Origin of the sequence: Actinoplanes sp. CA-252034 (assembly GCF_050956125.1) — a bacterium.
Lineage (GTDB): Bacteria > Actinomycetota > Actinomycetes > Mycobacteriales > Micromonosporaceae > Actinoplanes.
This window is the reverse complement of record NZ_CP191846.1, coordinates 716310-742293: the sequence shown is the minus strand read 5'-3', so window position 1 is coordinate 742293 and position 25984 is coordinate 716310. Positions and strand designations below refer to the sequence as shown.

Below are 25984 nucleotides of genomic sequence, written 5' to 3'. Positions count from 1 at the left end.
GGATAGCGGTGAGTAATCGCAGCTCAGGGCGGGTTACGCCGCCCTGGGCGATTGATCCACTACTGACCGTCACTCCCACTCGATGGTGCCCGGAGGCTTGCTCGTGACGTCCAGCACGACCCTGTTGATCTCGCGGACCTCGTTGGTGATCCGGTTCGAGATCTTGGCGATCAGGTCGTACGGCAGGCGCGACCAGTCCGCGGTCATCGCATCCTCGGAGGAGACCGGCCGCAGCACCACCGGGTGCCCGTAGGTCCGGCCGTCACCCTGCACGCCGACGCTGCGCACGTCGGCCAGCAGCACCACCGGGAACTGCCAGACACTGCGGTCGAGGCCGGCCGCGGTGAGCTCCTCGCGGGCGATCAGGTCGGCTTGACGAAGAATGTCCAGCCGCTCCCGGTCCACCGCGCCGATGATCCGGATCGCGAGACCCGGCCCGGGGAACGGCTGCCGCTGCACGATCTCGTCGGGCAGGCCCAGCTCCTTGCCGATCGCCCGCACCTCGTCCTTGAACAGGGTGCGCAGCGGCTCGATCAGTGAGAACTGCAGGTCGTCGGGAAGGCCGCCGACGTTGTGGTGCGATTTGATGTTGGCCGTGCCGGTGCCGCCACCGGACTCCACCACGTCGGGGTAGAGGGTGCCCTGCACGAGGAACTCGATGTGCCGCTCGGCGTCGAGCTCACGGGCGGCCGCCTCGAAGGTGCGGATGAACTCCCGGCCGATGATCTTGCGCTTCTGCTCCGGGTCGGTGACACCGGACAGATGACCCAGGAACTGCTCTTCGACGCTCTTGACGACGAGCCGGACGCCGGTCACCGCGACGTAGTCCTTCTCCACCTGCTCGGCCTCGCCCGACCGCAGCAGACCGTGGTCGACGAAGACGCAGGTGAGCTGGTCACCGATCGCCTTCTGCACCAGGGCCGCGGCGACCGCCGAGTCGACACCGCCGGAGAGGGCGCAGAGCACCTGCTTGTCGCCCACGACGGAGCGGATGAGGGCGATCTGGTCCTCGATGATGTTGCCGGGCGTCCAGGTGGGCTCGATGCCGGCGATGTCGTAGAGGAACCGCTTCAGCATCTCCTGGCCTTGCTCGGTGTGCGCCACCTCGGGGTGGAACTGCACACCGGCCCGCTTGGAGGTGAGGTCCTCGAAGGCGGCGACCGGGGCGCCCGGGGTGGAGGCGGTGACCTCGAAACCCGACGGCGCGACCGAGACGCTGTCGCCGTGGCTCATCCAGACCGGGAGGTCGGCGGGAAGCTCACGGAGCAGGGTGCCGCCACGGGTCTCCAGCAGGGTCCGCCCATACTCCCTGGAGCCGGTGTGGGCCACCGTGCCGCCGAGCGCCTGGGCCATCGCCTGGAAGCCGTAGCAGATGCCGAAGACCGGCACATCGCTGTCGAACAGTCCGGCGTCGAGCGTGGGCGCGCCCGGCTCGTAGACACTGGAGGGGCCGCCGGAGAGGATGATCGCGGCGGGATTCTTCGCCAGCATCTCGGCCACCGGCATCGAGTGCGGGACGATCTCGGAGTAGACACGGGCCTCGCGGACCCGGCGGGCGATCAACTGAGCGTACTGGGCGCCGAAGTCGACGACGAGAACGGGACGCGGGGTACTCACCCGGCGAGTTTATCGGCGAGTGAGCACCCCGAACGCGTCAGGCCCGGTAGTACGTGCGGATCGTCGTGTACTTCACGTTGCCCGCCTTGTCGTACGCCCTGATCCTGACCTTCATCGTCTTCTTCTGGCTCGCCACCTTGAAGCTGAGCACGTAGCCCGCCGTGGTGTCGGTCGCCACGACCTTCCCGTTCACGATCAGCTGGACCTTGCTGATCCCGGAGCGGTCGGCCGCCTTCGCGTACACCTTGACCGTGCCCTTGACCTTGGCCTTGTTGGCCGGGGCCTTGGTGATCGATGCGCTGGGCGCGAGGTTGTCGGCGGTGTACCACCGGGCCGGGAGCCAGACGTGGTTCCCCGCCTTGTCGTAGACCAGCAGCTGGACCTTGACCGCGCCGTTGCGGGTGCCCGTCTTGAGGACCGGGGCGAACGGGGCGGTGTAGTCCCAGCTGTGCCATTTGCCGTCGACGTAGAGGTTGACGTTCCGGACGCCGAACCAGTCGTCGGTCAGGCCGGTCGGGGTGATCGCCACGTTGCCGCGCACCTTGGCGTTCGCCGCCGGGGCGAGACCGGTGGCGGCCGGCGGCGTGCCGTCGGTGCCCCGGGTCAGCGCGGCCGCCGCGTCGACGGTGCCGTACTGGGTCCAGCTGTTGTCCTTGCGCGCCGAACTGATGATCGCGTAACGCAGCGACCCACCCGAGTAGTTCGGGCGCTGGGACGCGACCAGCGCGGCCACCCCGGAGACCAGCGGGGCCGAGAACGACGTGCCCTGCACCGCGTAGTCGTCGTAGACCAGTTTTCCGGTCCTCGGGTCGTACTTCTTGACCCAGCACGACTGCCGGCTGTCCCAGCAGTACACGCCGTCGGACTTCATGGCCGCGGTGATGCCGGGGGCTGCGACGTCCACCCAGCTGCCGTAGTTGGAGAACCACGTGCGGGCCGTGCCGCCGGTACGGGTGTCGGTCGCGCCCACGGCGAGCACGTCCGCGTACGCCGCCGGATAGCTCCGCACGTCGGTGTCCTCGTTGCCGGCCGCCGCGACCACCAGGGCGCCCTTGCCGTTGGCGTAGGCCACCGCGTCCTTGAGGACCGCCGAGGTGGCGGTGCCGCCGAGCGACAGGTTGATGATCTTCGCGCCCTTCTGGGCGGCGTAGATGATGCCCTTGGCGATGTCCGAGTGGTAGCCGAGGCCGGACTTGCCGAGCACCTTCACCGGCAGGATCCGGCACTGGGCGCAGACCCCGGCCATGCCCTTGCCGTTGTTCGGCGTCGCGGCGATCAGCGAGGCGACCATCGTGCCGTGGCCCTCGTCGTCCCAGGTGCTGCTGTCGTTGTTGTGGAAGTCGTATCCGGCCAGCACCTTTCCGGCCAGGTCGCCGTAGGTGTTGACGCCGGTGTCCACGACCGCGACCGTGATCGCCGACCCGGTCGTGGTCTCCCACGCGGCCGGCACGTTCATCTGCGCCAGCTCGGGCTGGCGCTTCTGTGTGATCCAGGGGTCGTTCGTGGTCACGTCGGACTTCTCGACCTGCGGGTCGACCTGGACGTACTCGACGTTCGGGTCGGCTTTGAGGGCGGCGGTCACGGCCGAGAGGCGGCCGTTCGGAACCACGATCGCCTTGGCCCCGATCTCGCCGAGCAGGCGGCGTGCGGTGCTGTCACCGTCGGCCGTCGGCAGACCGAGCCGCTGCAGGCTGGGCAGGGTGACCTCGGCCGGGACACCGGCACGCAGGCCGACCAGCAGACGGGTCGGAAGACCTTGGACGGAACCGGTCACCGCCGCGCCGGCGACCGGAGCCAGGATCACTCCGGCGGTCAGAGCGGTGACGGCGGCGAGACCTGTGATGATCCGCCGTCGAGTGGAATTCATTCTTGGACATGCCTCCCCGTGGGCGGTTCGCCGCGGACCGGCGAATCGCCGAGCCAGCGTACCGGTGATCTTGAATATCGCAATAGCCCACGGCATTGAGCGTTACCGCGCTGTCATTTACTGTTCCGGCTATGCGGAACAGCAAGATCACCTGGTCGATCGTGGCCGGCGTCGCATTGGCCCTGATCGCCGGAGTCGGCGTCGCCATCGCGGTCAGCCGGCGCTCGTCCGGGCCGGCCGCCGCGCCGGTCACATCGAGCAGCGCCGCCCCGCTCGTGAGCATCACCCCGAGCGCGTCACCCGCGCCGTCGCCCGGTGCCGACATCAAGGGGCCGCTCGACCTGGTGCTGATCGGCGTCGACACCCGGGTGAGCATCCCCGACTGGGAGCCGCACGCCGACACGATCATGCTGTTGCATGTGGAGGCGGATCTGAAGTCCGCATATCTGTATTCGCTGCCCCGGGACCTGCGAGTGGACATTCCGGCGTACCGGAAGTCCGGGTTCGGCGGCGGAAAACACAAGATCACCGAGGCGATGAGCCGTGGCTCCCGCATTCCGGGGTCCGACAAGAAAAGCGTCGAGCAGGGTTACGAGTTGCTCACGAGAGCTCTCAGCGCTTACACCGGGATCAAGACCTTCCAGGGCGGCGCCATCCTGAATTTCGGCGGTCTGGACAAACTGGTCGACCAGCTCGGCGGCATCGACATGAAGATCGACCAGAAGGTGAAGTCGCGGCACCGCAAACCGGACGGTTCGATGCGGACCCTCTCCGGCGGCGACTACATCGGACCACAGGCCACCTACCAGCCCGGTGTGCGGCGCCTGGTCGGCTGGCAGGCGATCGACTACGCACGGCAGCGGTACGGGCTGCCCAACGGCGACTACGACCGGCAGCGCCACCAGCGACAGATGGTCGAAGCGATCCTGGCCAAAGCCCTGACGCAGGGACTGAGCGACCCGACGAGGCTCCGCCCGGTGATCGACGCGCTCGGGACGTCGCTCGTCTACGTGGGCGGGCGTACCCCGTTCGAGTACGCCTACGCGCTCCGTGACCTCACGCCCGACAAGATCACCACGGTCGACCTGCCGGGGGAGGGCGTCGGCAGCGGCGGCGGATACCTCGGTGAGCAGCTCAAGGACGAGGGACGAGGGTTCATCAAAGCCATCGCCAAGGGCAATCATCGTCAATACCTCGCAGGACACCCCAAACTGGTCGACAAGTAGTGGACGTACCCTCGATGACATGAGGGTTTGGGCGGTCGGACTGGTCCTGCTGGTGGCGGGTTGCTCGTCGGCCACACCCGACCCGGCGCCGAGCCCGGTCTTCAGCGCCGGAGCCGACGGGGCCGGCGACCCGTATTTCCCGAAGTACGGCAACGGCGGCTACGACGTCGGCGGCTACGATCTGTCGCTGCGCTACGACCCGTCGGCCGGCCGCCTCGAGGGCACGGCCACCATCACGGCCACGGCCACGCAGGACCTGTCCCGCTTCAACCTCGACCTGGCCGGGCTCGACGCCACCGAGGTCACCGTGGACGGCGTCGCCGCGAGGTCGTCCGCCGACGGCTCCGAGCTGGTGGTCACCCCGGCCGCCGGCATCCCGGACGGCCGCGGGTTCACCGTGGTCATCGCCTACGCCGGCACGCCCGCACCCACCGAGAACGACACGCTCGGCACCAGTGGATGGCTCCGCGACGGCGGCAAAGGCGCGGTCGCGCTGGGCCAGCCGGAGTCGGCGAGCACCTGGTTCCCGGTCAACGACCACCCGTCGGACAAGGCGACGTTCCGGCTCGCGATGACCGTGCCGGACGGGGTCGAGGTCATCGCCAACGGCGTGCCCGGCCCGAAGGACACCGCGAACGGCCTGACCACCTGGCGCTGGACCGAGGCGTCACCGATGGCCAGCTATCTCGCCACCGTCGTGATCGGGCAGTACCGGATCACCGAGAGCACCCACGCCGGGCGCCCGATGATCATCGCGGTCCCCGAGTCGCTGCCGGCGGACGGCGCGGCCGCGAAGTCGCTGGCCCGCACCGGCGAGATCACCGACTTCCTGGAGACGCGGTTCGGGCCGTACCCGTTCGGCGCCAACGGCGGGGTCGTCGTCGACGAGGAGCAGATCCGCTACGCGCTGGAGACGCAGTCCCGCCCGGTCTACGGCAACACGTTCTTCCTCACCGGCGAGAACACCGGCGTCGTCGCGCACGAGCTCGGCCACCAGTGGTTCGGCGACAGCGTGGCCCTCGCCCGCTGGCAGGACATCTGGCTCAACGAGGGCTTCGCGACCTACGCCGAGTGGCTCTGGTCCGAGCACAGCGGCGAGCAGACCGCGCAACAGATCTTCGACCGGCGTTACGCGAGCTTCAACTGGGCCGAGACACCCGGCGACCCGACCCCGCGCCGCCTCTTCAGCAACGCCGTCTACCAGCGTGGCGGCATGACCGTCCACGCGCTCCGCAAGACCCTCGGCGACGATGCCTTCTTCAAGCTGGTCAAGACGTGGACCGCCGAGCACCGCGACGGCAACGTCACCACGGACCAGTTCGTCAAGGCCGCCTCCACCGCGGCGGGCCGCGACCTGAGCACCTTCTTCGATGCGTGGCTCACCGCGAAGACCCAACCCCCCAACCCCTGATTCCGGTACGGCCACGCAGGGCCCCGAGCCTGTCCCCGCGACGCGGTCCCGGTGCAGGACCGCACCGCGACCGCCGGGCCGATGCGGTTTTCCGGGTGACTCCCCCGGTGCCCCGGCTCCCCCGGCGCGCCAGCCCGCTCGGCACACCGGGCCGGCGGCAGATCTCAGGCGTCGGGGACGCGGAACCCCGACCGTGCGCTCAGCCGCACCGGGGCCGGGCTGTAGGAACGACACCGCAACCGCGCCGGTGAGTCGAGACCCCAGCCCCGGACGACCTCCATGACGAAGTCCGCGGCGAGCGCACCGCTCCCGGGTTCCAGCGGCATCGTCGACGTCTCGGTCGAGTCGGTCGTGTTGAACGTGATGACGTCGGCGTGGATGCCGCTCGCGTTGGCCCACACGGACAACTCGTGCTCACCGGTCTCCGGGGTGACCTGACAGAGCACATGCGGCACGTAGTCGAGCAGCGCCGGGAGGTCCGCGCCGAACGAGACGAGCAGGTCACGCATGCTCTTCTCGAACTCGTCCCAGGTCTCCGCCGGCCGGGCCTCGTAGATCATCATGCCCAGCAGCGACCTACCGGCGTCGCCGCCCACGTCCGGTTCGGCGTTCCAGAGGTGTTCGGGCTGCCAGTCCGGGCTCCACTCGGCGTTGCTGCACTCCTCGGCCTCGGTCGGCTCGGCCGGCTCGACCCGCAGGGTCACCGAGGAGGTCCGCGGGCTGCGCTCGACCCGGACCCGCGGAACCCGCCAGAACGCCCACGCGTCGGGTCCGCCGACCATGGCCGGGGCCCGAGCACGGAGACCACCGCGGTCAGCGTGGCCGCGTGCACCGCTGCCAGATCGCCGGCGGCGCACGTCTCGGTGACCTGGAGGTCGACCTGCTCGCCGAAGCCGAAGTCGTCCTGGCCGTAGCCGATCTTCGTGGAGCGCGCGCGGACGGGGCCGCCGGTCTCGATGACGAGGTTGTACTCATCGTCCTGGACGGACCAGCCGACGGCACCGGCGATCCGCTCGATGTCGGCACGCGACCATGCCCCGAAGTCCTGACCGACCAGCATCCCCGCGATGTCTTGGATCATGGCGGCGATGGTAGCCAGGGCATGCGGCGTCACCGATACCCGGCCGCGCCCGCAACGACGCAACGGCGGGCCCGCGGGCCCGCCGTTGCGTGTGCTGCTCAGGTGCCTACCGGTCGAGGACCAGGGAGACCTTCTGGAACTCCTTGACGTCGCGGTAACCGCACTTGGCCATCGCCCGCTTCAAGCCGCCGAAGAGGTTCAGCTGACCGTTGGCGCTGTTGGCCGGGCCGTACAGCACCTCCTCCAGAGTGCCGTCGGGCTCGCCGGCGATGCAGAAACCGCCGCGCGGCAGAGCCGGGTGCGACGCCGCCGAGTGCCACCACGCGCCGCCGGCCGGGGCGCCCTCGGCCAGCGAGAGCGGCTCGCCGAGCATGACCGCGTCGGCGCCGCAACCGATCGCCTTGGCGATGTCGCCGCTGGTGGCGATGCCGCCGTCGGCGATCAGGTGCACGTAGCGGCCACCGGTCTCGTCCAGGTAGTCACGGCGGGCGGCTGCGGCGTCGGCGATCGCGGTGGCCATCGGCACCCGGATGCCGAGGACGGTGTCGGTCGTGGACCACTCGTCGGCGCCGACCCCGACGATGACACCGGCAGCACCGGTCCGCATCAGGTGCAGCGCCGTCTTGTAGTCGGTGCAGCCGCCGACGATGACCGGCAGGTCGAGGTCGGCGATGAACTCCTTGAGGTTGAGCGGCTCGTCCGTCGTGGACACGTGCTCGGCCGACACCAGGGTGCCCTGGATGACCAGCAGGTCGACGCCCGCATCCAGCACCACCGGAGCGAGCGCCAGAGTGTGCTGCGGCGACACCCGGACCGCCGTGGTGACGCCGGACGCGCGGATCTCGCGGACCCGCTCGGCGATCAGCTCCGGCTTGATCGGCTCGGCGTAGACCTCCTGCAGGCGCCGGGTGGCGTCGGCGTCCTCGTCGAGCGAGGCCAGCTCCTCCAGGATCTTGGTGGGATTCTCGTACCGGGTCCAGAGACCCTCGGCGTTGAGCACGCCCAGACCGCCGAGGCGGCCCAGGGCGATCACCGAGTCGGGGCTCTGAGTGGCGTCCGACGGGTGCGCGACGCAGGGGATCTTGAAGGGGTACGCGTCGAGCTTCCACTCGGTCGACACGTCTTCCACGTCGCGGGTGCGACGGCTCGGAACGATGGCGATGTCGTCCAGGTGGTAGCCGCGCTGCGCGGTCTTACCGAGGCCGATCTCCACGACGTCACGCATGGCCTGTTCCTTATTAAGGGGGCGGAGGTTACCGCGAGTGATAGTTGGGGGCTTCGACGGTCATCTGGATGTCGTGCGGGTGGCTCTCCTTGAGACCGGCCGCCGTGATCCGGATGAGCTGACCGCGCTCCTGCAGATCGGTGATCGTCTCGGCGCCGGCGTAGCCCATGGCGAGCCGGACCCCGCCGACCAGCTGGCCGACCACGCGGGACAGCGGACCGCGGTAGGGCACCTGGCCCTCGACGCCCTCCGGAACCAGCTTCTCCTCCGGCACGTCGTGCTGGAAGTAGCGGTCCTTGGAGTACGACTTGGCCTGGCCACGGGACTGCATGGCGCCGAGCGAGCCCATCCCCCGGTACGACTTGAACTGCTTGCCGTTCACGAAGATCAGCTCGCCGGGGCTCTCCTCGGAGCCGGCCAGCAGACCACCGAGCATCACCGCGTTGGCCCCGGCGACCAGAGCCTTGGCGATGTCGCCGCTGTACTGAATACCCCCGTCGCCGATGACCGGAACGCCGGCCGGCTTGCAGGCCCGGGCCGCCTCCATGATCGCCGTGATCTGGGGCACGCCCACGCCCGCGACGATGCGGGTGGTGCAGATCGCGCCCGGCCCCACACCGACCTTCACCGCGTCGGCGCCGGCCTCGACCATCGCCTTGGCGCCCGCGTAGGTCGCCACGTTGCCGCCGACGATGTCGGTGACGGTGTCCTTCTTCAGGCGGGCGATCATGTCGAGCACCTGGCGCTGGTGACCGTGCGAGGTGTCCACGATGATCACGTCGACGCCGGCGTCGATCAGGCCGCGGGCCCGCTTGTACGAGTCGTCGCCGACCCCGACCGCCGCGGCCACCCGCAGCCGGCCCTGGTCGTCCTTCGTCGCGTTCGGGAACTGCTCGGACTTGGTGAAGTCCTTCACGGTGATCAGCCCGCGCAGCCGGCCCTGCTCGTCGACGAGCGGCAGCTTCTCCACCTTGTGGCGGCGCAGCAGGTCGAGCGCGTCGTCCTTGCTCACCCCGACCGGGGCGGTGAACAGCGGCGACTTGGTCATCACGTCGCGGACCTTGGTGGTCGGGTCGCTGACGAACCGCATGTCACGGTTGGTCACTATGCCGACCAGGCGGGTCTCGCCGTCGACGACCGGGACGCCCGAGATGCGGTATTTCGCACAGAGGGCGTCGACCTGGCCGAGCGTGTCGTCGGGGCTGCACGTGATCGGGTTGGTGATCATGCCGGACTCGGACCGCTTCACCAGGTCGACCTGGGCCGCCTGGTCCTCCGCGGAGAGATTGCGGTGCAGCACGCCGATGCCACCCTCACGCGCCATGGCGATGGCCATGCGCGCCTCGGTCACGGTGTCCATCGCCGCGGAGAGCAGCGGGATCGTGAGCTCGACGTTACGGGTCAGGCGCGTGACCGTGTTGACCCGGCTGGGCACCACGTCCGACTCGCCTGGCTGCAGCAGCACATCGTCGAACGTGAGGCCGAGAGGAACGGTACGAGCGCTGTCAGTTTCCACAGATCATTCCCTAGAGAAGAGGCGGAGTTCATCATCCTACCCATCCCGGGCGTGGCACCCGGGCGGCGGACAGAACGTGCGGGCCAGCACACACGCTCGAGAGGTGAGTACGGTATGGGGGTGCAAGATGAGCCCATCGACCCGTTCAACGGCGACCCGACCGACCCGGCCGCCGGTCTCGACGACCTCAACGAGGACGCCGAGTCCGAACCGCTGACCGAGGACGAGCGGCAGGATGTCCTGGAGGACCTCTCCGACCTGGAGATCTATCAGGCGCTGCTCAGTCCGACGGGCATCCGCGGACTGGTGATCGAGTGCGAGGACTGTCACGAGCCGCACTACTTCGACTGGGACCTGCTGCGGGGCAACCTGCGCCACCTGCTGAGCAGCGGCCGCCCACGAGTCCACGAGCCGGCCTACGACCCCGACCCCGACCACTACGTGACGTGGGAGTACGCAAGGGGCTACGCCGACGGCGTACACGACACCCTGACCGAAGGCTCAGACGACGAGCCCTCCTAGTCAAAGAACAACTACGCAGCCCCGCCGGACCCCCCGTAGTTTCCCAGGCCGCGCGTAGCCACAGAACGGCCCGCAAAACGCCGCCGGTGATGAGGCAGTCGATTTCCCGACGCCCAGCGGGGTTTGCTGGGTGGCGGGAAATCGCCTGCCTCATCACCGGTAAAAAGGCGTTTTGCCGCGGAGCGAAGCGGAGCCAGCAAGCTCAGCAGACCGAACCGCCCACCGAAGCCACCGTGCCAACCGCATCCCAACCTGATCCACCGGGCCAACCAGGCCAGGCAGACCAGGCCACCTACCTCATGCCACCAGCCCCGCCCGGAATCCCGCGGCGACAGCGTGAGCCCGATCCCGGGCCCCGAGCTTGCGGAACAGCCGCCGAGCATGGGTCTTGACGGTGTCCTCGGACACGAAGAGCTCCCGCCCGATCTCGGCGTTGCTCTTACCGTCCGCCATCCCGCGCAGCACCTGAAGCTCACGCTCAGTAAGCGTCAGCCGCCGCCCGGTGGGTTGTGCGTCGGTCATGCCCACACCGGCTTCGTTGCCGGGCCAGGCGACCATCGGCCGCCCGGTGGCGGGATCGATGGGTGCGTCGCCACGCTGTGCCGGGACCATCGGCGCGTTGGGCCCGAGCATGGCAGGTACGGACGCGGCGTTGTGCACGCCGATGCCACCCTGCTGGTATTGGCCCCGGGCCGCCGGGGAGTTGTTGTTGCGCACACCGCCGGCCACGGTGGCCGGTTGGGCGTTGGCGCCGTTTATCGGCATGCCTTGCGGGCGCACCGGCAACAGCAGTAGGAGCAGCGCCTTGGCGACGACACTGACCAGGTCGTGTTCGACGCCGCGGATGACGCCCCGGGCACCGGCGGCGACTGCCGCCGCGGCGACCCGCGGATCTTCCGCTCCGAAGAGCACCACCTGCGCCTGGGGGGCGCGGGCGAGCACACGCCGGGTGAACCCGACGCTGTCGGGCCGAGTCACGGCGGTGTCGGCCAGGACCACTTCGGCGGGCCGTTCCGCCAGTCGGATCATGGCCTCGGTCTCGCTGACCGCTGTCCGGACGACGCCGGTCATGCCGAGCCGGGCCGCGGTGGACGCGACGGTCTGGGCCGCCAACGGGGTTCGGACGCACACGAGGACGGTACGCACAGTGATCCTCCTTCTCTCTCAGAGGAGATCACGCGAGGGCCGCAGCATTACGCGCTTTAGATGGAAAAAACGGGAAAGAAAGGTATGACTTGCCACCCCTTTGCCATACCGCTCGCGAAGACATCGACATGGCGCGTGTGAGGTTGGCGTGGCCTGGGTACACCGGCAAAAGGCCGGATCCTGGCCCCTCACGACGAACGCTCCGCGGTGCCGCGCGGGAGGAGGGTGTTGATGTCGAACGTTCGCAGACTGCCCGGTCCCATTGCCGATGTCTGGGATTGGCAACGACTGGGGCTCTGCCGAGGCCGGGACAGCGCACAGTTCTTCCACCCTGACGGCGAGCGCGGGTCGTCCCGCAGTCGCCGGGAGGCCAAGGCGAAGACCATGTGCGGCGCCTGCCCGGTCCGGGCGGAGTGTGCCGCGCACGCCCTCGCCGTACGCGAGCCGTACGGGGTGTGGGGAGGTTTCAGCGAATCGGAGCGGCTGCGGCTGCTCGCGGTCGGCTGGGAGGATCTGGCGGACCGTCACGGACGGGTCGACCTGCTCCGGCTCGAGGCTCGCCTCGGCCGGCCCCACAAGACGACGGTGCCCGCGCAACGGCAGGCACCGGCGGCCTGACGCCGCCCGGCACGCGGCATCACCACACGGCTTCCGGCACGGTCCTCGATCGAGGACCGTGTCGAGTGGTTCAGCGGTTCTTCAACCGCATCGGTGGACATGCAAGCCACCGTATGAGCGACTTGCTTTCCCGAGTCGGACCGAAAGTGCGGCTTCCCACTACCCGATCTCGACGGTCACCTGGTGTAGCCCGGTGGCCCCGTCCGGTGCCGGTGGCGCCTCCAGCGGCGTCTGTGTCACCCCATCGAGATCGGTCGCGCGTACCCGAAGGGTGTGCCGCCCGGCGGAAGCGTCCCAGGTCAGGCTCCATTGCCGCCAGGTGTCCGCGGAGACCGCGGCGGCCAGCGTGGCGGGCCGCCACGGACCGTCGTCCACCTGCACCTCGACCGCGGCGATGCCCCGATGTGTCGCCCACGCGACTCCGGCGATCGTCACGGGACCCGCGGGTTTGCGGCTTCCGTCGCCCGGGCTGTCGATTCGCGACTGGGTCTTCACCGGCGCCAGCGCCGACCACCCGCGCGGCACCCAGTAGGCGTCGAAGTCGGCGAACCGGGTCAGCTGGATCTCGGTGATCCATTTGCAGGCGGAGACGTAGCCGTACAGTCCGGGAACGATCATCCGGGCCGGAAAGCCGTGCTCGACCGGCAGCGGCTCGCCGTTCATCCCGATCGCGAGCAGCGCGTCCCGGCCGTCGCGCAGCGCCGCGGTCGGCGCGCCACAGGTCCAGCCGTCGACCGAGCGCTGCACCACCTGATCGGCTTCGGGCAGCGGGTCGGCCTCGTCGAGGAGGTCCTTGATCGGGGTGCCGAGCCAGAGGGCGTTGCCGATCAGGTCGCCGCCCACCTCGTTCGAGACGCAGGCGATCGTGACGTAGCGCTCGACCATCGGCCGCTTCAGCAGATCGGCCCAGGTCAGCGTGATCGGATTGCGGACCATCCCGTGGATCCGCAGCTCCCAGGCCTCCGGGTCGACCTGCGGCGTGACCAGGGCGGTGTCGATCCGGTAGAAGGCACGGTTGGGCGTCACATAGGGGTGGGCGCCGGGCACGTCGACCCCCGCCGGCAGCACCGGCTTCGGCCCGGCGGCGGGTGGCAACGCGACCGCCTCCCGGGCCACGGTCACCGCGCGGCGCGAGGTGAGCATCCGGCCGGCGACACCCGCGACCGCTGCGGCCGCTGCGACGATCCCCAGGTCACGGAGGAAGCGGCGACGGCTCTCCTCGATCTGGTACGGCCCACCGCCCCCGTCGTCGATGTCGGCCGCGCCGGCCCGTCGCCGTAGATGACCGAGCACCACCACGGCCACCGCGGCGCCGACCAGTGACGGGATCACCGACGTCACGCCGGCGCCCGGCCTGGTCACCGCCGCCACCGCTCCGGCCAGCCCGAACAGCGCGACCCCCGCGACCGCCGGTGCCCATCGCCGCCGGGCCAGCACACCCACCCCGTAGGCGTAGCCGGCGAGCAGCAGCACCGTACCGGTGATCAGGGCGGTCTTGTCGTGCACCCCGAAGACGGCGATCCCGAAGTCCTTGACCGGGGCGGGCACGTGGTCGACGACCACACCGCCCACCGCGACGATCGGGGCGGAGCGGGCTCCGGTCGCGAGGGCGGCCAGCTCGGCGACGCCGAGAGCGGCCGCGGCCGCCACCACCCCACCGAGCCCGGATCTGATCGACGCTTTCACTCCGTCATCGTCCCCGTTCTCCGCCGGGACGGATACGCCTGGAGACCTTACGGAATCATGTCAGCCTCGCCGGATGCGGCGCAGGGTCCGGGCGAGCACGGAGTCGCTCCGGGCGGGTGGCCCGGGAGCGGGCGCCGGCGGGCGGGGTATCCGTTCCGGATCACGGGGCGGCATCGTGACCCGCGACTCCGGCCGGGTCCAGGCGTCCAGGGCTGCCGTCATCGCCGGCCCCTCGGGGTAGAAGACGGGCTCCACACGCAGCTGGACGGCATCGTGCCCGATGTAGACGCGGCCGCCGTCCGGCCAGGTCAGCACGGCCGAGCACTCGTCGAAGAGCACGGTGGTCGTCGAGTCCGGGCGGACCAGGCTGATCCCCCGCTCCCCGACGATCAGTTGCGGCACCGTGTCATCGGTCGGCCGGTGGGTCACGCCGTCCACCGGTGGCACCGACGACGGCGGCGCGGCGACGAATCCGGCCCAGTCGGCCTCGGTGTCGCCCGGAGTCATCAGCAGTCCGTCGGCGCAGGCAGCGGCCGCGATCGCGACGACCTCGTCCCGGGTGACCGCGTCCAGCTCGGCCAGCACCTCGTCGAGACTCCGCGCCGGGCGGCCGTCGAGCACGTCGAACGCCTGGCCGGACAGGCGGCCGCCGGTGGCCTCGGCCTGTCGCAGCTCCTCCCGGCGCTTGTTGACGACCGCGGTCACCTCCGCGTCGTCGATCATCCCGAGGCGGGCCGCGGCCAGCACGTCGACGAGGCCGCCGAGCACCGCGCCCTGTTTCTCGGGCAGCGAGTCGGCGGCCGCCGTGATCACGGCACGGCCGTCGGCGCGGGGCGTGTAGTCGGCAACCACGTTGTAGGAGAGACCGCTCTCCTGACGCAGCGAACGGAACATCGACCGTCTCAGAACCTCGGCGAAGACCGCCGCGGCCTCTCCCCGGTCGACGACGGCGTCCCACGCGACCGCGTCCTCCGCGCCGGGGAAGTACGCCGGGCGTACCGGAAGAATCGACGAGGGCGCCGGGGCCACCTGACGCGTGCCGCCCGGCAGGTCGAGCCGCAGTCCGGCGGGCACGCCGGGCCCGGCGATCCAGAGAACCGCGTTGTCCCGGTGGAAATATCGGGCCACCCAGGCGCGCAGGTCGTCGGGGCCGATCCCGCCGAGCCCGAACTCCGGGTAGTTGGCCAGGCCGTAGTCGCGGGCACCGTGCCGCCACAGGGCCAGCCGCCCGGCGGGCCCCTCGCCCCGGGAGTTCTGCTCGGTGCGCAGGATCTCCTTCTCGACGGCGAGACGGTCCAGCGGCAGGTCGGCGAGGCCGGCGCAGACGCCGTTCAGGAAGGCGACGATGTCCGTTTCGGCGCCCTGCATGTGGAAGACGGTGTGCTCGACGCCGGTCGCGCCGTTGTAGTGGTAGTCGGCCACCCCGAGCGTGTGCAGAGCGAGGTGCTCGATCAGGTGCGTGATGCCACGGCGGGGCAGCGTCTCGTCGACGAAACCGACCCGGAAGGCGAGTCCCGCGCTCATCGGCCCGGTGGTCGGCGCGATCAGCACCGGCACCCCGTCGACCTCCTGGCGGATGGTCACGAGGCTCCCTCGTACGCCCATGCCCGAGCCTCCCGGACCTGCGCGTTCACGTCGCTGCCGACCTGGTTCCACGGGTATTCCGCGGCCAGGTTGCCGAGGCCGGCGAACGCGGTCGCGGCGGACCGGCGATCGTCGAGCATCGTGAAGATCAGCGCGAACGCGTTGAGCGCCTGCAGCCAGCCGGGGCCGTGCCGGAACTCCGGATGCCAGATCGAGCGGTGCGCCGCCTCGTAGATCTCGTTGCGGACCGCGTCGTTCGCGAGGTATTGGAAGACGTCGGTGTCGTCGTCGCCGAAGATGTGCTCGACGTGCGCGTGGACGACCAGCACCGCGTGCGGCGAGCCGGGTGCGGCGGCCTGCATCGCGTCGCGGGCGAAACCGTGCGCCAGCTCCCAGGTGCCGTCCCATTTGGGGCAGGCGCTCTGCAGGAACTGCAGCTGGGCGGGCAGGTGGTGGGGCTGGGCGGCGAGTGCTCGGTCCAGTCGGCGGCGAGTCTCGGCCAGACCCAGTTGCAGGCCCCGGGCGGTGAGCAGCCGGGCGGTCCAGATCGCCGGGTCTCTCGGATGGCGGGCCGCGGCGTCGATCAGCACCTGCTCGGCCCGCCGCAGCCAGTCGTGGAACCGGTGGAACTGCCGGGAGCTGATGTGCCGGGCGTACTGCCCGGAGCGGATCTCCCAGCCGACGTGGATCAGGTGGTGACCGAGCAGCGCGGCCGCGGAGGCGTCGGTGACGTCGGCGGTCAGCACATCGCGCAGGAACTCCTCCAGGCCCAGCTCACCGGCGCAGGCCTGCAGCGCGGCGCTGCGGGCCGACGGCTCCAGCTGGTCGAGCAGAGCCCGGCCGGCCGGCCAGTCCCGGCGCCGGAGCGCGGCGCGCAGCCCGGCGATCTCCGGGTACGCGGCGGCCCCGTCGAGCACCACGTCGCTGGATCCGATCATGGCGGGCACTATAGAGCGCGTTCACCCCCGGCGGCTGCCCAGTTCCCGCGCAGCGGCCCAGCCGGACCGGGCGAGGAGAGCGCCGAAGACGAGGGATCCGGCGAGCACCAGCAGTTCCTCGCCGCGCGGGTTGTCGGTCTCCGCGCCGGTCAGCAACTGGATGAGGAGCCAGAGGCCACCGCCGAGGAAGAAGAGCGCGAGCACACCGCAGAGGGCCGCCACGGCGTGGCGTCGCGCGCCGCCGTCGCGGGGTGCGGGCTCCGGCTGCGGGATGTCGTCACGGTCACGCGGTGGCATCTCGATCCGCAGTCGCTCCGGGACCCGGGCGTCCACCTCGCGGACCACCCGGTCGGCGCCCCGGTAGAGGGTCGGCTCGACCCGGACCGTCACCGCGTCCTCGCCGATCAGACGACGGCCGCCGTCCGGCCATGCCAGCAGGGCCGCGCAGGAGTCCCAGCGGACGGCGGCGACCACGCCGTGGCCGGTCACGCCGACACCCTCGTCGCCGCTGATCAACCGCAGGGCACGGTCACGGCGGCCACGATGGACACGGCCGGGCGGCACGGTGTCCGACATCGCCGGGGCCGCGGTGTATCCGGCCCACTCGGCGGTGCTGCCGGGCGGGACCATCAGCAGGCCGGCGGCGTACGCCTCGGTCGCCACCCCGGCCACCTCGGCCGCGGTGACCGCCCGCACCTCGGCCAGTGCCTCCTCCAGGGTCTGCACCTCGCGCCCGGCGAGCAGGTTGAACGCCTGCCCGGGCAGGCGGGCGCCCCGTGACTCGGAGTCGCGGAGGCCCTCAGCGGTGAGTTTGACCACGGCCGCCACCTCGTCCGGGTCGATCTGCCCGGCCCGAACCGCGGCGAGCACATCGACCAGGGCGCCGAGGGCCGCCTCGGCCCGGCCAGGCAGTGGATCGGCGACGGTCAGGATCCGCGCGGTGCCGTCCGACCGGGGAACGTACTCGGTGCGGATCTGCTCGGTGAGGTCACGCAGCTCGCGGTGCACCCGGCGTTCCAGCACGTTGGCGAAGACCGCTGCGCCGGGCCCGCGGGCGATCACCGTGTCCCAGCCGACGCCACCGGTGAACCAGGCCGGGGTGGCCGGCAGTGTCGTGGCGGCCGGCGGCGGTGGCTGCCGGATCCCGGCCGGAAGGTCCAGGCGCAGGCCCTCCGGCACGTCGCCGGCCAGCCAGAGCGCCGCGTTGTCGCGGGTGAACCAGTGGGCGATCCACTCGCGGAGGTGCGCCTCGGTGAGGCCGGGCAGCGCCCACTCCGGATAGCTGACGACACCGAAGCCACGGGCGCCGTGCCGCCACATCGGCAGTGGGTCGCGGTCGGGCCGGGCGCCCTGGACCAGGTCACGCACGGTGGCGAGGCGCTCCGTCGGCGGGTTGCTCAGCGCTCCGCACACGCCGGTCAGAAACTCGGTGATCTCGGCCGGTGAGCCCTGCACGTGGAACCACGTGTGCTCCGGCCCGGTCGTCCAACTGGTCCGGCCGGTCACTCCCAACCCGTCGGTCACCAGGTGCTCGACCAGGCGGGTGATGCCGCGCCGGGCCAGTGGCTCGTCCGCCGTGCCGACCCGGAAGACCAGGCCGGCGTGCGCGGGACCGGTCACCGGCGCGAGCACCGCCGGGATCCCGTCGACCTCCAGTCGCCTCATGTGCCGCCTCCCCGCGCCCGTCTCCGATACTTCACGATCGCCTGGCCCGGATCGCCCAGGTGCGCCCACGGGTGCCGGGAACCGAGGTCGCCCAGCGCGGTGAACAGCGAGTCCGCGGCGGGCCGGTCGTCGAGCAGGGCGAACACCATCGCGAACGTACTCACCACCCGCACCCAGCCGTGCGCGTGCCGGAAGTCGGCGTGCCACACCGAGCGTCGCGCGGCCTCGTGCAACTCGGCACGGACCTCGTCGGCGGCGAGATAGCGGCGTCCCGCGGACGGGCTCCGGCGGTGCTCCTCCCGCCAGCGCTCCAGGTGGGCCTCGGCGATCAGCACCGGTCCGAACGATCCGGGCGGCGCGGACCCCGCTGCCGTACGGGCGAACGTGTGCGCCGGCTCCCAGTCGCCGCCTGGTCGCGGGCACAGCCGCAGAAGGTACCGCCTTTGCCCGGGCAGGTGGTGCGGGTCGATCTCGGCGAGCCGGGCGTACCGCCGGTCCACCTCGGACCGGGCGAGCCCCAGGTCACCGGCGGTGCTCAGGCGGGCCGTCCAGATCGCCGGGTCCCGAGGGCTGCGGGCAGCCGCGTCGACGAGCAGCCGCTCGGCCCGCACCGGGTCGGCTGTCTCGATCAGGTGCCGGCCGAGCAGCACGGCGGCCGCCCCGTCACCCGGATCGCCGTCCAGCACGCCCCGCAGGAACGTCTCCAGGCCCGGCTCCGTGAGGCCGATCATGGTCAGCTCGGTGCGCTCCACCGGCTCGGCGGCGTCGAGGACGGCGCGGCACGCCGGCCAGTCCCCGGAGTCCAGGGCGACCCGCAGACCGGTGATCCGCGGATAGGCGGCTGCCGGGTCCAGATCCGGTTGACGCGGGAGCATGGCGGGCAGCATAGATCTTCGGGGGCAGCGCCCATTCACGACGGTGGACCAAAACGTCCGATCAGGACACCAGGGGGTCGTCGAGGAGGTGCTCGAAGGCCAGTTCGGCCGCTCCGATCAGGGCCGCGTCGGGGCCGAGCTCGGGCGTACGCAACCGGACGTGCTCGCGGCAGGCGGGCAGCCCGACCGCGTTGAGCCGGCTACGGATCTGCGCCGCGGCACCGAGGTAGACGTCGCGCAGGGTGCCGCCGAAGATCACGACCTCCGGGTTGAAGATGTTCACCAGGTTGCCGACTCCGAACCCGACCCAGTCGCCGACCTGCCGCAACGCGTGCTGTGCCGAGCTGTCCCCGCGCATCGCGGCGTCCACCACGGCCAGCACCGCCTCCCGGCCGCTGCGGTCCTCCCGCCCGGCCAGGCGCAGCAGGGCGTGCTCGCCGATCTCGGTCTCCCAACAGCCCCGGGAGCCACAGCTGCACGTTCGGCCGTACGGGTTGACGACCATGTGGCCGACCTCACCGCCGTAGCCGCCGTGCCCGTGCACCCGCCGCCCGCCGGCCACGATCCCGGCGCCGACACCGACGTCGCCGTACAGGTAGATGACGTTGTCCGAGCCGACCGCGGCCCCACGCGAGTGCTCGGCCAGCACGCACACGTCGGCGTGGTTGCCGACACTCAGCGGTCCGAACTCCTGGAGCTCACTGCGCAGTGCCTCACCGATCGGCTCGTCCACCCAGCCGATGGTCGGCGCCAGGCGGATCATGCCGTCCTCCAGGCGCACCATGCCGGCCACGGCGACGGCGCTGCCCACGCACCGGCCGTCGGCGGGGGCCCCGGAGCGCATGGTGCGGACGTAACGGGCCAGGGGGCGGACCGCCTCGCCGGCGCTCATGCCGCGGGGGCGCTCGGTCTCGTACTGCTCCAGGATCCGGCCGCCCAGCCCGACCCGGGCCGCCCGCAGCCGGTCCACCTCGATGCTGAGCGCGTAGGCGTACACCCGCCCGGATTCGGGCCGCACCACCAGCGACGGCCGGCCGGCCCGGCGGGTCTCGCGTGGCGCCGCCTCACTGACCAGTCCCGCACCGATCAGGTCGGCGGTCAGGGCGCCGATCGTGCTGCGGTTGAGCCCGAGCCGGGTGGTCAGCTCGGCCCGGGACGTCGCGCCGTGCATGTGCACGTAGCGCAGCAGCGTCCCGAGGTTGTGCTTGCGGACCTCTTCCTGACTCGGGCCGGCCCGCATCAGCGAACCCGACCCCGGCCCCGTCGTCTCGTTCATCGGGCCCTGATCACCGGTTGCCGGTCGCCGCGCGACGCCGGGCCAGCGCGTCGACACCGGCGGCGATGAGCAGGATCACACCCGTGAAGATGTAGCGCGTCCCGGAGGAGAAGTCCATCAGGAACATGCCGTTGTCGATGACCGCGATCACCGCGCCGCCGATCACCGCGTGGATGACCTTGCCCTTGCCGCCGAAGAGGCTGGTGCCGCCGATCACCGCGGCGCCGACCGAGTAGAGCAGGGTGCTGCTGCCACCGGTGTTCGGGTCGACCGACCCGGCCCGGCTGACCAGCATGATCCCGCCGATCGCGGCCATGAACGAGCCGATCGCGAAGACCGAGATGCGGATCCGGTCGACCGCGATGCCGGCCCGGCGGGCGGCCTCGGGGTTGCCGCCGACGGCGTAGACGTGCCGGCCGTACGAGGTCCGGCCGAGCACGAGCGTCCACAGCACCAGGAAGCCACCGATCACCAGCGCCGCGATCGGCACGCCCTTGAGCGAGGCGACACCGGGGTTGATCGCCCGCTCCTGGGTGAGGATCGCGGTCATGGTCAGGATCAGCGCCGCGATGCCGGCGACTCGGAGCAGGGTGATCCCGACCGGCTCGGTGAGCAGCCCCCGGTCGGCCCGGCCGCGGTAGCGCACGAACTGGAACAGCGCGAAGACCGCCACCGACGCGATGGCCAGCCCCCAGCTCCAGGAGACCGGGAGGCTGTCCTTGTTCAGTGACTTGATGAAGCCGTCCGGGATCGAGAGGTTCTTGCCCTCGCCGAGCAGGTTGAGCAGGACGCCCTGGAAGGCGAGGAAGGCCGCCAGCGTGACCACGAACGACGGGATGCCGATCTTGGCCACCAGGATGCCGAGGGCCAGGCCGATCACGACGCCGGTGACCAGCGCCCCGATCAGCGCCAGCGGCTCGGCGTAGCCCCACTCGGTCAGGACGATCGCCATCACCGCACCGCAGACGCCGGCCGCGTACCCGGCGGAGAGGTCGATCTCGCCCAGCAGGAGGACGAAGATCAGCCCCATCGCGATCATGGTGAGGCCGGCGGCCTGGTTGAAGAGGTTCGCCAGGTTGCCGGCGCTGAAGAACGAGTGGGGACGGGCGGCGCCGAAGATCAGCGTGAGGACGACCAGGCCGAGCACGGCGGGCAGGGCACCGAGGTCACCGCCGCGGATCCGGCCCAGATAGTCCCGGAAGTGGCCGGCGACCGTCGGTTTGGCGATCTTGACACCGCCGGGGATGTCGTACGTCGAAATGCTCACAGGTGGCTCCCCGGCATGAGGTCGGCGAAGTCGGTGGGCCCCTCCGGCGGGAGACCCAGGTTGCCGCTGCGCCCGCCGGTGATCAACTCGACGACCTGGGCGTGGGTGACGTCGCTGGTCTTCACCTCGGCGGCCATCCGGCCCAGGTAGAGCGCGGCGATCCGGTCGGAGACCGCGAAGACCTCGTTCATGTTGTGGGAGATGAGCGCCACGCCGAGACCGTTGTCGGCCAGCCGGCGGACCAGCTCGAGCACCTGCGCGGTCTGCGCCACGCCGAGAGCCGCGGTCGGCTCGTCGAGGATGACGACCTTGCTGTTCCAGAGCACCGCCTTGGCGATCGCCACGGTCTGCCGCTGGCCCCCGGAGAGGCTGGCGACCAGCTGGCGGAGTGACTTGACGGTGCGTACCGAAAGGCTCGCGAGCGTCTCGGCGGCCATCTGCTCCATCGTCGGCTCGTCCAGGACGATGCCGCGTTTCTGCTCCCGGCCGAGGAACATGTTCTGGACGATGTCCAGGTTGTCGCAGAGGGCGAGGTCCTGGTAGACGACCTCGATGCCGAGATCGGCGGCGTCCCGTGGGCTGTGCACGGTGACCGGCCGGCCGTCGAAGAGAAGCGTGCCCGCGTCGATGGTGTAGATGCCGCTGATGCATTTGACCAGCGTCGACTTGCCGGCGCCGTTGTCACCGACCAGTGCCGTGACCTCGCCGGGGTAGACGCTCATGCCGACGTCGTGCAGCACCTGGACGGGACCGAAGCTCTTGTCGATCCCGCGTAGCTCCAGTAGGGGTGTCGCGGCCACGGATGTCTCTCCTTCATTGGCTGGGGCGCCGCCCGCGGGAGGCCCGGGGCGGCGTCGTCGCCGGGTTCAGCTGATTCCCGCCTCGGTGCAGGCCGTCACGAAAGCCGCGGTGCAGAGTGACTCCCGGGTGACGTACCCGTCGTGGAGGACCACCTCGATGTTCTCCCTGGTGATCGCCTCCGGCCTGAGCAGCAGCGCCTTGACCGGGGCCTTCGACTCCGGGTCGATCACGGTCTCCGTCGCCGTGGTCGGGGTCTCGCCACGGGCGAGGGAGATGGCCAGCGCGGCGGCCGCGGCGGCCTCCTTCTTGATCGCCTTGTAGACGGTCATGCACTGGTCGCCGATGAGGATGTTCTGCAGGCCCTGGACGGTGGCGTCCTGACCGGTCACCGGGACGGTGCCGTTCAGCTTGTTCTTCTTCAGGACCTCGATGGCCGCGTTGCCGAGGCTGTCGTTGGCGGCGAGCACGCCGGCGATCTTGTGATCCTTGGTGAGCTGCTGCTCGAAGATCGTGCCGCCCTTGGCGCCGTCCCAGTCCGGAACCGCGTCCTCCGGGCCCTTGAGGTACTCGCCCGAGTCGAACTTCGGTTGGAGGACCGAGTCGTAGCCCTCCTTGAAGAGGGTCGCGTTGTTGTCGGTGGGTGAGCCGTTGAGGAAGGCGACCACCGGCGTGGACACCCGCTTCTCGGCGAGGCAGTCCACCAGGCCCCGGCCCTGGAGCTTGCCGACCTCGACGTTGTCGAAGGAGACGTAGTAGTCGGCGCCGCCGCTGAGCGTGAGCCGGTCGTAGTCGATCGTGTGGATGCCCGCCTTCCGGGCGCTGTCCAGCACGTTCTTGCCGGTGCCGGAGTCCAGGTTGACGGTCATCAGGACCTTGACGCCGGTCTGGATCATGCCCTCGGCGATGGTCTGGAACGACGCCTTGTCGCCCTGGGCGTTCTTGATGTCGGCCGGGACGCCCGCGGCGGCGAACGCCTCGGCCAGGTATTTCAGGTCCGCGGTCTCCCAGCGGGCCGAGCTCTTGGTGTCGGGCAGGATCACGCCGATCACCGCGTCCGAGCCGCGACCCTTGGAGCCACCCTCGGAGGTGCAGGCGGACAGACCTCCCGCGGCCAGCAGGCCGGCCGCGGACAGGGCTAGCATTCGATTACGCATTCCCTATATGTCCTTCCGGGGGTAAATCCGGAACTTCCGTTCGGATTTGTCAGGACAACAGCGTCTGGGAGAATCGCTGCTGGGCAGTTTGTTGTGTCCGGCAACGTATTCCTCCGGTGACAGGGAACACAAGCGCCGATGTCGGTCTATGTCGAAGCCCGGCGTAACGAATCGGCAACGTGCTCTGCATGAGACAACGCTAAGTAGGTCGGGTTCGGTAAGTGGGACGAAACCCGAAGAACATCGCGTCAGGACACCCCGGCCCGGATGGGGGCGACGATCGCGCCGGTCAGCCTGATCAGATCGGCCGGCGCGAGGGACACCTGCAGGCCGCGGCGACCCGCCGAGACATACATCAGATCCAGCCCCGTCGCCGAGTCGTCGATCACCGTGGGCAGCCGCTTGCGCTGCCCGAGCGGGCTGATCCCGCCGCGCACGTAACCACTGCTGCGCTCGGCGGCGGCCCGATCGGCCAGCGCCGCCCGCTTGCCGCCGGCCGCCGACGCCAGCGCCTTGAGGTCCAGGTCGCCGGTGACCGGCACGACCCCGACCACGAGAGCGCCGTCCACCTCGGCCACCAGGGTCTTGAACATCCGCTCCGGAGCGACACCCAGCGCCTCGGCCACCAGCGCCCCGTAGTTGGGCGCGTCGGGGGACACCTCGTACGGGTGCAGCGCATGCGCCACCCGCTCCGTGGTCAGCACGACGGTGGCCGGCGTACCGGCCGCTTTCTTGGCCATCCGCGCAAACTACATCGCCGCGGTGGTGAGCAGCGCCATCGGTGCCCCCTCCACCCGCGTCAGGACCAGCCCGGCCGTGTTCGGCCCGGACAGCCGGAGGTCCTTGCGCAACTGGTCGGGCACCAGCGCCGAGCCCCGCTTGCGGATCTCCAGCACACCGACGCCACGCTCCCGCAGCAGCGCGCGGAGCCGCTTGAGGGAGAACGGCAGCACCTCGGTCACGCCGAGCCGGCGGGCGAACGGCGTGTCCACCGGGTCGTCGGTGTAGACGTAGGCGATCTCCGGGTCGGCCAGCCGTCCGCCGACCGACGCGGCGAACTCGGCGACCAGGTGCGAACGGACCACCGCCGGGTCGGGGTCGTAGATCCAGGCACCGACCGGCCCCACCTCGGCCCGGATCTCACCCGTGCCGGTCAGCCCGGCGGCCGGGCCCGCGCCGGGGGCGAGGAGCGTGGCGCGGCGCGGGACCTCGGCGAGCGGGCCACACCAGAACGCGGCCTCGACCAGGTCACCGCCAACGCTCACCCACTCCCCCTCGGCGCCCGGCGGCAGCAGCGCGTGGTCGATGCCGGGCGCGAGTTTGAGAACCGTGCGCGGGGTGCGGCCGGGCAGCCCGGCGATGAAGTCCCACGGTGGGGAGTAGGCCTTCGGGTCGAACACCCGGCCGCGGCCGGCCTGACGCCGGGCCGGGTCGGCGAAGACCGCGTCGTACCGCTCCACCGGCACCGTGGTCGCGTCGGCGCACTCCACGGTGATCCGGTCGCCGAGCCCGGCCGCCTCGGCGTTCGCGGCCGCCATCGCCGCCGTGACCGGATCGGCGTCCACGGCGTACACCGTGATGCCCTGCCGGGCCGCGGCGAGCGCGTCCGCTCCGAGCCCGCACCCCAGGTCGGCGAGGGTCCGGACGCCCGCGGCGGCGAGCCGCGCGGCCCGCCGGTCGGCCACCACGGCCCGGGTCGCCTGCTCCAGGCCGGCCCTGGTGAAGAACATCCCGGCGGCGTCCGGGCCGAACTTCATCGCGGCGCGCTCGCGCAAACTAGCCTGGGTCAAGGCGGCCGCGGAGAGTTCCGCGCCGAAGCCCCGGGCCCGTAGGGCCGAGGCAGCGGCGAGTGGCTCACCGCCGGTCACCTCAGCCGCCGCGGCCAGGGCTTTCAACCCCTCGGGGGTACGCAACAGTTGCAACGACTCAGGGCTCACGATAGGCATTCTCCCTGGCGTGACTGGTTGGCACTCTGGTTGACGGAGTGCTAGTTCCGGCATAGTCTCGGCGTTAGCACTCTCGACATGAGGGTGCCAGCCGCCCGGGTCCTCCGTGGCGGTTAGGCACCAGGCGGACCGGCACCCGCGACGACGGCCCCGCCCGGTGGCATGAGGCATTGACCGGCCTGTTTCACGGCCGGCGAAACCTGATACCCAGGAGGGTATGCCCGTGACTACCGCGACCAAGGTTGCGATCAAGCCGCTCGAGGACCGCATCGTGGTCCAGGCGAACGAGGCTGAGACCACGACCGCTTCCGGCATCGTGATCCCCGACACCGCCAAGGAGAAGCCCCAGGAGGGCACCGTCCTGGCCGTCGGCCCCGGCCGGATCGACGACAAGGGCAACCGCGTCCCGCTCGACGTGAGTGTCGGCGACGTCGTCCTCTACTCGAAGTACGGCGGCACCGAGGTCAAGTACGCCGGCGAGGAGTACCTGGTGCTCTCCGCCCGCGACGTCCTCGCGGTCATCGAGAAGTAAGACCTAACTGATTGCGCTTGCGCCCTGTTCC

General features: G+C 70.8%; 23 protein-coding genes. 5 read left to right on the top strand and 18 right to left on the bottom strand.

Annotated features, from left to right (window positions below; all coding sequences use genetic code 11):
• Positions 1 to 69: 69 nt before the first annotated feature.
• On the bottom strand, positions 70 to 1617 hold the full coding sequence (gene guaA / locus ACQPZW_RS03525; RefSeq protein ID WP_433793393.1) for a glutamine-hydrolyzing GMP synthase: 1548 nt from the start codon (positions 1615 to 1617) through the stop codon (positions 70 to 72).
• Positions 1618 to 1654: 37 nt separating this feature from the next.
• On the bottom strand, positions 1655 to 3484 hold the full coding sequence (locus tag ACQPZW_RS03520) for a S8 family serine peptidase (protein ID WP_433793392.1): 1830 nt from the start codon (positions 3482 to 3484) through the stop codon (positions 1655 to 1657).
• Positions 3485 to 3615: 131 nt separating this feature from the next.
• On the opposite strand from ACQPZW_RS03520, the gene ACQPZW_RS03515 reads away from it, so the two are divergent.
• Complete coding sequence (locus ACQPZW_RS03515; protein WP_433793391.1) at positions 3616 to 4710, top strand: LCP family protein; 1095 nt, start codon at positions 3616 to 3618, stop codon at positions 4708 to 4710.
• A 19-nt stretch (positions 4711 to 4729) separates the two neighbouring features.
• Positions 4730 to 6121 carry a M1 family metallopeptidase gene (locus ACQPZW_RS03510; RefSeq protein WP_433793390.1) on the top strand — a complete coding sequence of 464 codons (1392 nt, stop codon included), beginning with the start codon at positions 4730 to 4732 and terminating at the stop codon, positions 6119 to 6121.
• A gap of 164 nt (positions 6122 to 6285) precedes the next feature.
• Here the strand turns inward: ACQPZW_RS03510 and ACQPZW_RS03505 are convergent, their stop codons facing one another.
• The 4 genes from ACQPZW_RS03505 to guaB form a co-directional block, all read right to left on the bottom strand.
• Positions 6286 to 6825, bottom strand: coding sequence for a hypothetical protein (locus tag ACQPZW_RS03505; RefSeq protein ID WP_433793389.1), 540 nt, complete (start codon positions 6823 to 6825; stop codon positions 6286 to 6288).
• Positions 6822 to 7202 carry a hypothetical protein gene (locus tag ACQPZW_RS03500; protein ID WP_433793388.1) on the bottom strand — a complete coding sequence of 127 codons (381 nt, stop codon included), beginning with the start codon at positions 7200 to 7202 and terminating at the stop codon, positions 6822 to 6824. Before ACQPZW_RS03500 ends, ACQPZW_RS03505 begins: the two co-directional genes overlap by 4 nt.
• A 106-nt stretch (positions 7203 to 7308) precedes the next feature.
• Positions 7309 to 8427: a GuaB3 family IMP dehydrogenase-related protein gene (locus ACQPZW_RS03495; RefSeq protein ID WP_433793387.1), complete on the bottom strand. Its 1119-nt coding sequence runs from the start codon at positions 8425 to 8427 to the stop codon at positions 7309 to 7311.
• Between the two features lie 28 nt (positions 8428 to 8455).
• A complete protein-coding gene (gene guaB, locus ACQPZW_RS03490) occupies positions 8456 to 9943 on the bottom strand; it encodes an IMP dehydrogenase (protein ID WP_433793386.1) in 1488 nt (495 codons plus the stop codon).
• A 120-nt stretch (positions 9944 to 10063) separates the two neighbouring features.
• Between guaB and ACQPZW_RS03485 the strand changes: the two genes are divergently transcribed.
• Entirely contained in the window at positions 10064 to 10465 is a 402-nt protein-coding gene (locus ACQPZW_RS03485) for a DUF5319 domain-containing protein (RefSeq protein WP_433793385.1), read from the top strand.
• Between the two features lie 297 nt (positions 10466 to 10762).
• Here the strand turns inward: ACQPZW_RS03485 and ACQPZW_RS03480 are convergent, their stop codons facing one another.
• Positions 10763 to 11611: a response regulator transcription factor gene (locus ACQPZW_RS03480; RefSeq protein ID WP_433793384.1), complete on the bottom strand. Its 849-nt coding sequence runs from the start codon at positions 11609 to 11611 to the stop codon at positions 10763 to 10765.
• A gap of 231 nt (positions 11612 to 11842) precedes the next feature.
• Here ACQPZW_RS03480 and ACQPZW_RS03475 point away from each other — a divergent pair, with 231 nt between their 5' ends.
• On the top strand, positions 11843 to 12229 hold the full coding sequence (locus ACQPZW_RS03475) for a WhiB family transcriptional regulator (RefSeq protein WP_433793383.1): 387 nt from the start codon (positions 11843 to 11845) through the stop codon (positions 12227 to 12229).
• Between the two features lie 159 nt (positions 12230 to 12388).
• On the opposite strand, the gene ACQPZW_RS03470 is transcribed toward ACQPZW_RS03475, so the two are convergent.
• The 11 genes from ACQPZW_RS03470 to ACQPZW_RS03420 form a co-directional block, all read right to left on the bottom strand.
• Positions 12389 to 13915, bottom strand: a complete 1527-nt coding sequence (locus tag ACQPZW_RS03470) for a molybdopterin-dependent oxidoreductase (RefSeq protein ID WP_433793382.1) — start codon at positions 13913 to 13915, stop codon at positions 12389 to 12391.
• Between the two features lie 60 nt (positions 13916 to 13975).
• A complete protein-coding gene (locus ACQPZW_RS03465; RefSeq protein WP_433793381.1) occupies positions 13976 to 15499 on the bottom strand; it encodes a M16 family metallopeptidase in 1524 nt (507 codons plus the stop codon).
• Positions 15496 to 16437: a hypothetical protein gene (locus ACQPZW_RS03460; RefSeq protein WP_433793380.1), complete on the bottom strand. Its 942-nt coding sequence runs from the start codon at positions 16435 to 16437 to the stop codon at positions 15496 to 15498. Before ACQPZW_RS03460 ends, ACQPZW_RS03465 begins: the two co-directional genes overlap by 4 nt.
• A gap of 21 nt (positions 16438 to 16458) precedes the next feature.
• Positions 16459 to 18102 carry an insulinase family protein gene (locus ACQPZW_RS03455; RefSeq protein ID WP_433793379.1) on the bottom strand — a complete coding sequence of 548 codons (1644 nt, stop codon included), beginning with the start codon at positions 18100 to 18102 and terminating at the stop codon, positions 16459 to 16461.
• Positions 18099 to 18977 (bottom strand): tetratricopeptide repeat protein, encoded by an 879-nt coding sequence (locus ACQPZW_RS03450; RefSeq protein WP_433793378.1) that lies wholly within the window; start codon positions 18975 to 18977, stop codon positions 18099 to 18101. Before ACQPZW_RS03450 ends, ACQPZW_RS03455 begins: the two co-directional genes overlap by 4 nt.
• 61 nt (positions 18978 to 19038) lie before the next feature.
• A complete protein-coding gene (locus tag ACQPZW_RS03445) occupies positions 19039 to 20217 on the bottom strand; it encodes an ROK family protein (protein ID WP_433797407.1) in 1179 nt (392 codons plus the stop codon).
• Between the two features lie 46 nt (positions 20218 to 20263).
• Positions 20264 to 21520: a sugar ABC transporter permease gene (locus ACQPZW_RS03440; protein ID WP_433793377.1), complete on the bottom strand. Its 1257-nt coding sequence runs from the start codon at positions 21518 to 21520 to the stop codon at positions 20264 to 20266.
• A complete protein-coding gene (locus ACQPZW_RS03435) occupies positions 21517 to 22320 on the bottom strand; it encodes an ATP-binding cassette domain-containing protein (protein ID WP_433793376.1) in 804 nt (267 codons plus the stop codon). The genes ACQPZW_RS03440 and ACQPZW_RS03435 overlap by 4 nt, the downstream gene beginning before the upstream one ends.
• Positions 22321 to 22386: 66 nt before the next feature.
• A complete protein-coding gene (locus ACQPZW_RS03430; protein WP_433793375.1) occupies positions 22387 to 23475 on the bottom strand; it encodes a sugar ABC transporter substrate-binding protein in 1089 nt (362 codons plus the stop codon).
• 248 nt (positions 23476 to 23723) lie between these two features.
• Positions 23724 to 24215 carry a Cys-tRNA(Pro) deacylase gene (gene ybaK, locus ACQPZW_RS03425; protein ID WP_433793374.1) on the bottom strand — a complete coding sequence of 164 codons (492 nt, stop codon included), beginning with the start codon at positions 24213 to 24215 and terminating at the stop codon, positions 23724 to 23726.
• Between the two features lie 9 nt (positions 24216 to 24224).
• Positions 24225 to 25421, bottom strand: coding sequence for a THUMP-like domain-containing protein (locus ACQPZW_RS03420; RefSeq protein WP_433793373.1), 1197 nt, complete (start codon positions 25419 to 25421; stop codon positions 24225 to 24227).
• 217 nt (positions 25422 to 25638) lie between these two features.
• Between ACQPZW_RS03420 and groES the strand changes: the two genes are divergently transcribed.
• Positions 25639 to 25953, top strand: coding sequence for a co-chaperone GroES (gene groES, locus ACQPZW_RS03415; protein WP_430780500.1), 315 nt, complete (start codon positions 25639 to 25641; stop codon positions 25951 to 25953).
• Positions 25954 to 25984 lie beyond the last annotated feature (31 nt).

Coding starts and splice junctions, on each gene's coding strand:
- ACQPZW_RS03520 (WP_433793392.1), bottom strand. CDS start 3,484: ATGAATTCCACTCGACGGCGGATCATCACAGGTCTCGCCGCCGTCACC.
- ACQPZW_RS03515 (WP_433793391.1), top strand. CDS start 3,616: ATGCGGAACAGCAAGATCACCTGGTCGATCGTGGCCGGCGTCGCATTG.
- ACQPZW_RS03510 (WP_433793390.1), top strand. CDS start 4,730: ATGAGGGTTTGGGCGGTCGGACTGGTCCTGCTGGTGGCGGGTTGCTCG.
- ACQPZW_RS03500 (WP_433793388.1), bottom strand. CDS start 7,202: ATGATCCAAGACATCGCGGGGATGCTGGTCGGTCAGGACTTCGGGGCA.
- ACQPZW_RS03495 (WP_433793387.1), bottom strand. CDS start 8,427: ATGCGTGACGTCGTGGAGATCGGCCTCGGTAAGACCGCGCAGCGCGGC.
- ACQPZW_RS03475 (WP_433793383.1), top strand. CDS start 11,843: ATGTCGAACGTTCGCAGACTGCCCGGTCCCATTGCCGATGTCTGGGAT.
- ACQPZW_RS03460 (WP_433793380.1), bottom strand. CDS start 16,437: ATGATCGGATCCAGCGACGTGGTGCTCGACGGGGCCGCCGCGTACCCG.
- ACQPZW_RS03455 (WP_433793379.1), bottom strand. CDS start 18,102: ATGAGGCGACTGGAGGTCGACGGGATCCCGGCGGTGCTCGCGCCGGTG.
- ACQPZW_RS03450 (WP_433793378.1), bottom strand. CDS start 18,977: ATGCTCCCGCGTCAACCGGATCTGGACCCGGCAGCCGCCTATCCGCGG.
- ACQPZW_RS03445 (WP_433797407.1), bottom strand. CDS start 20,217: ATGCGGGCCGGCCCGAGTCAGGAAGAGGTCCGCAAGCACAACCTCGGG.
- ACQPZW_RS03430 (WP_433793375.1), bottom strand. CDS start 23,475: ATGCGTAATCGAATGCTAGCCCTGTCCGCGGCCGGCCTGCTGGCCGCG.
- ybaK (WP_433793374.1), bottom strand. CDS start 24,215: ATGGCCAAGAAAGCGGCCGGTACGCCGGCCACCGTCGTGCTGACCACG.
- ACQPZW_RS03420 (WP_433793373.1), bottom strand. CDS start 25,421: ATGCCTATCGTGAGCCCTGAGTCGTTGCAACTGTTGCGTACCCCCGAG.
- groES (WP_430780500.1), top strand. CDS start 25,639: ATGCCCGTGACTACCGCGACCAAGGTTGCGATCAAGCCGCTCGAGGAC.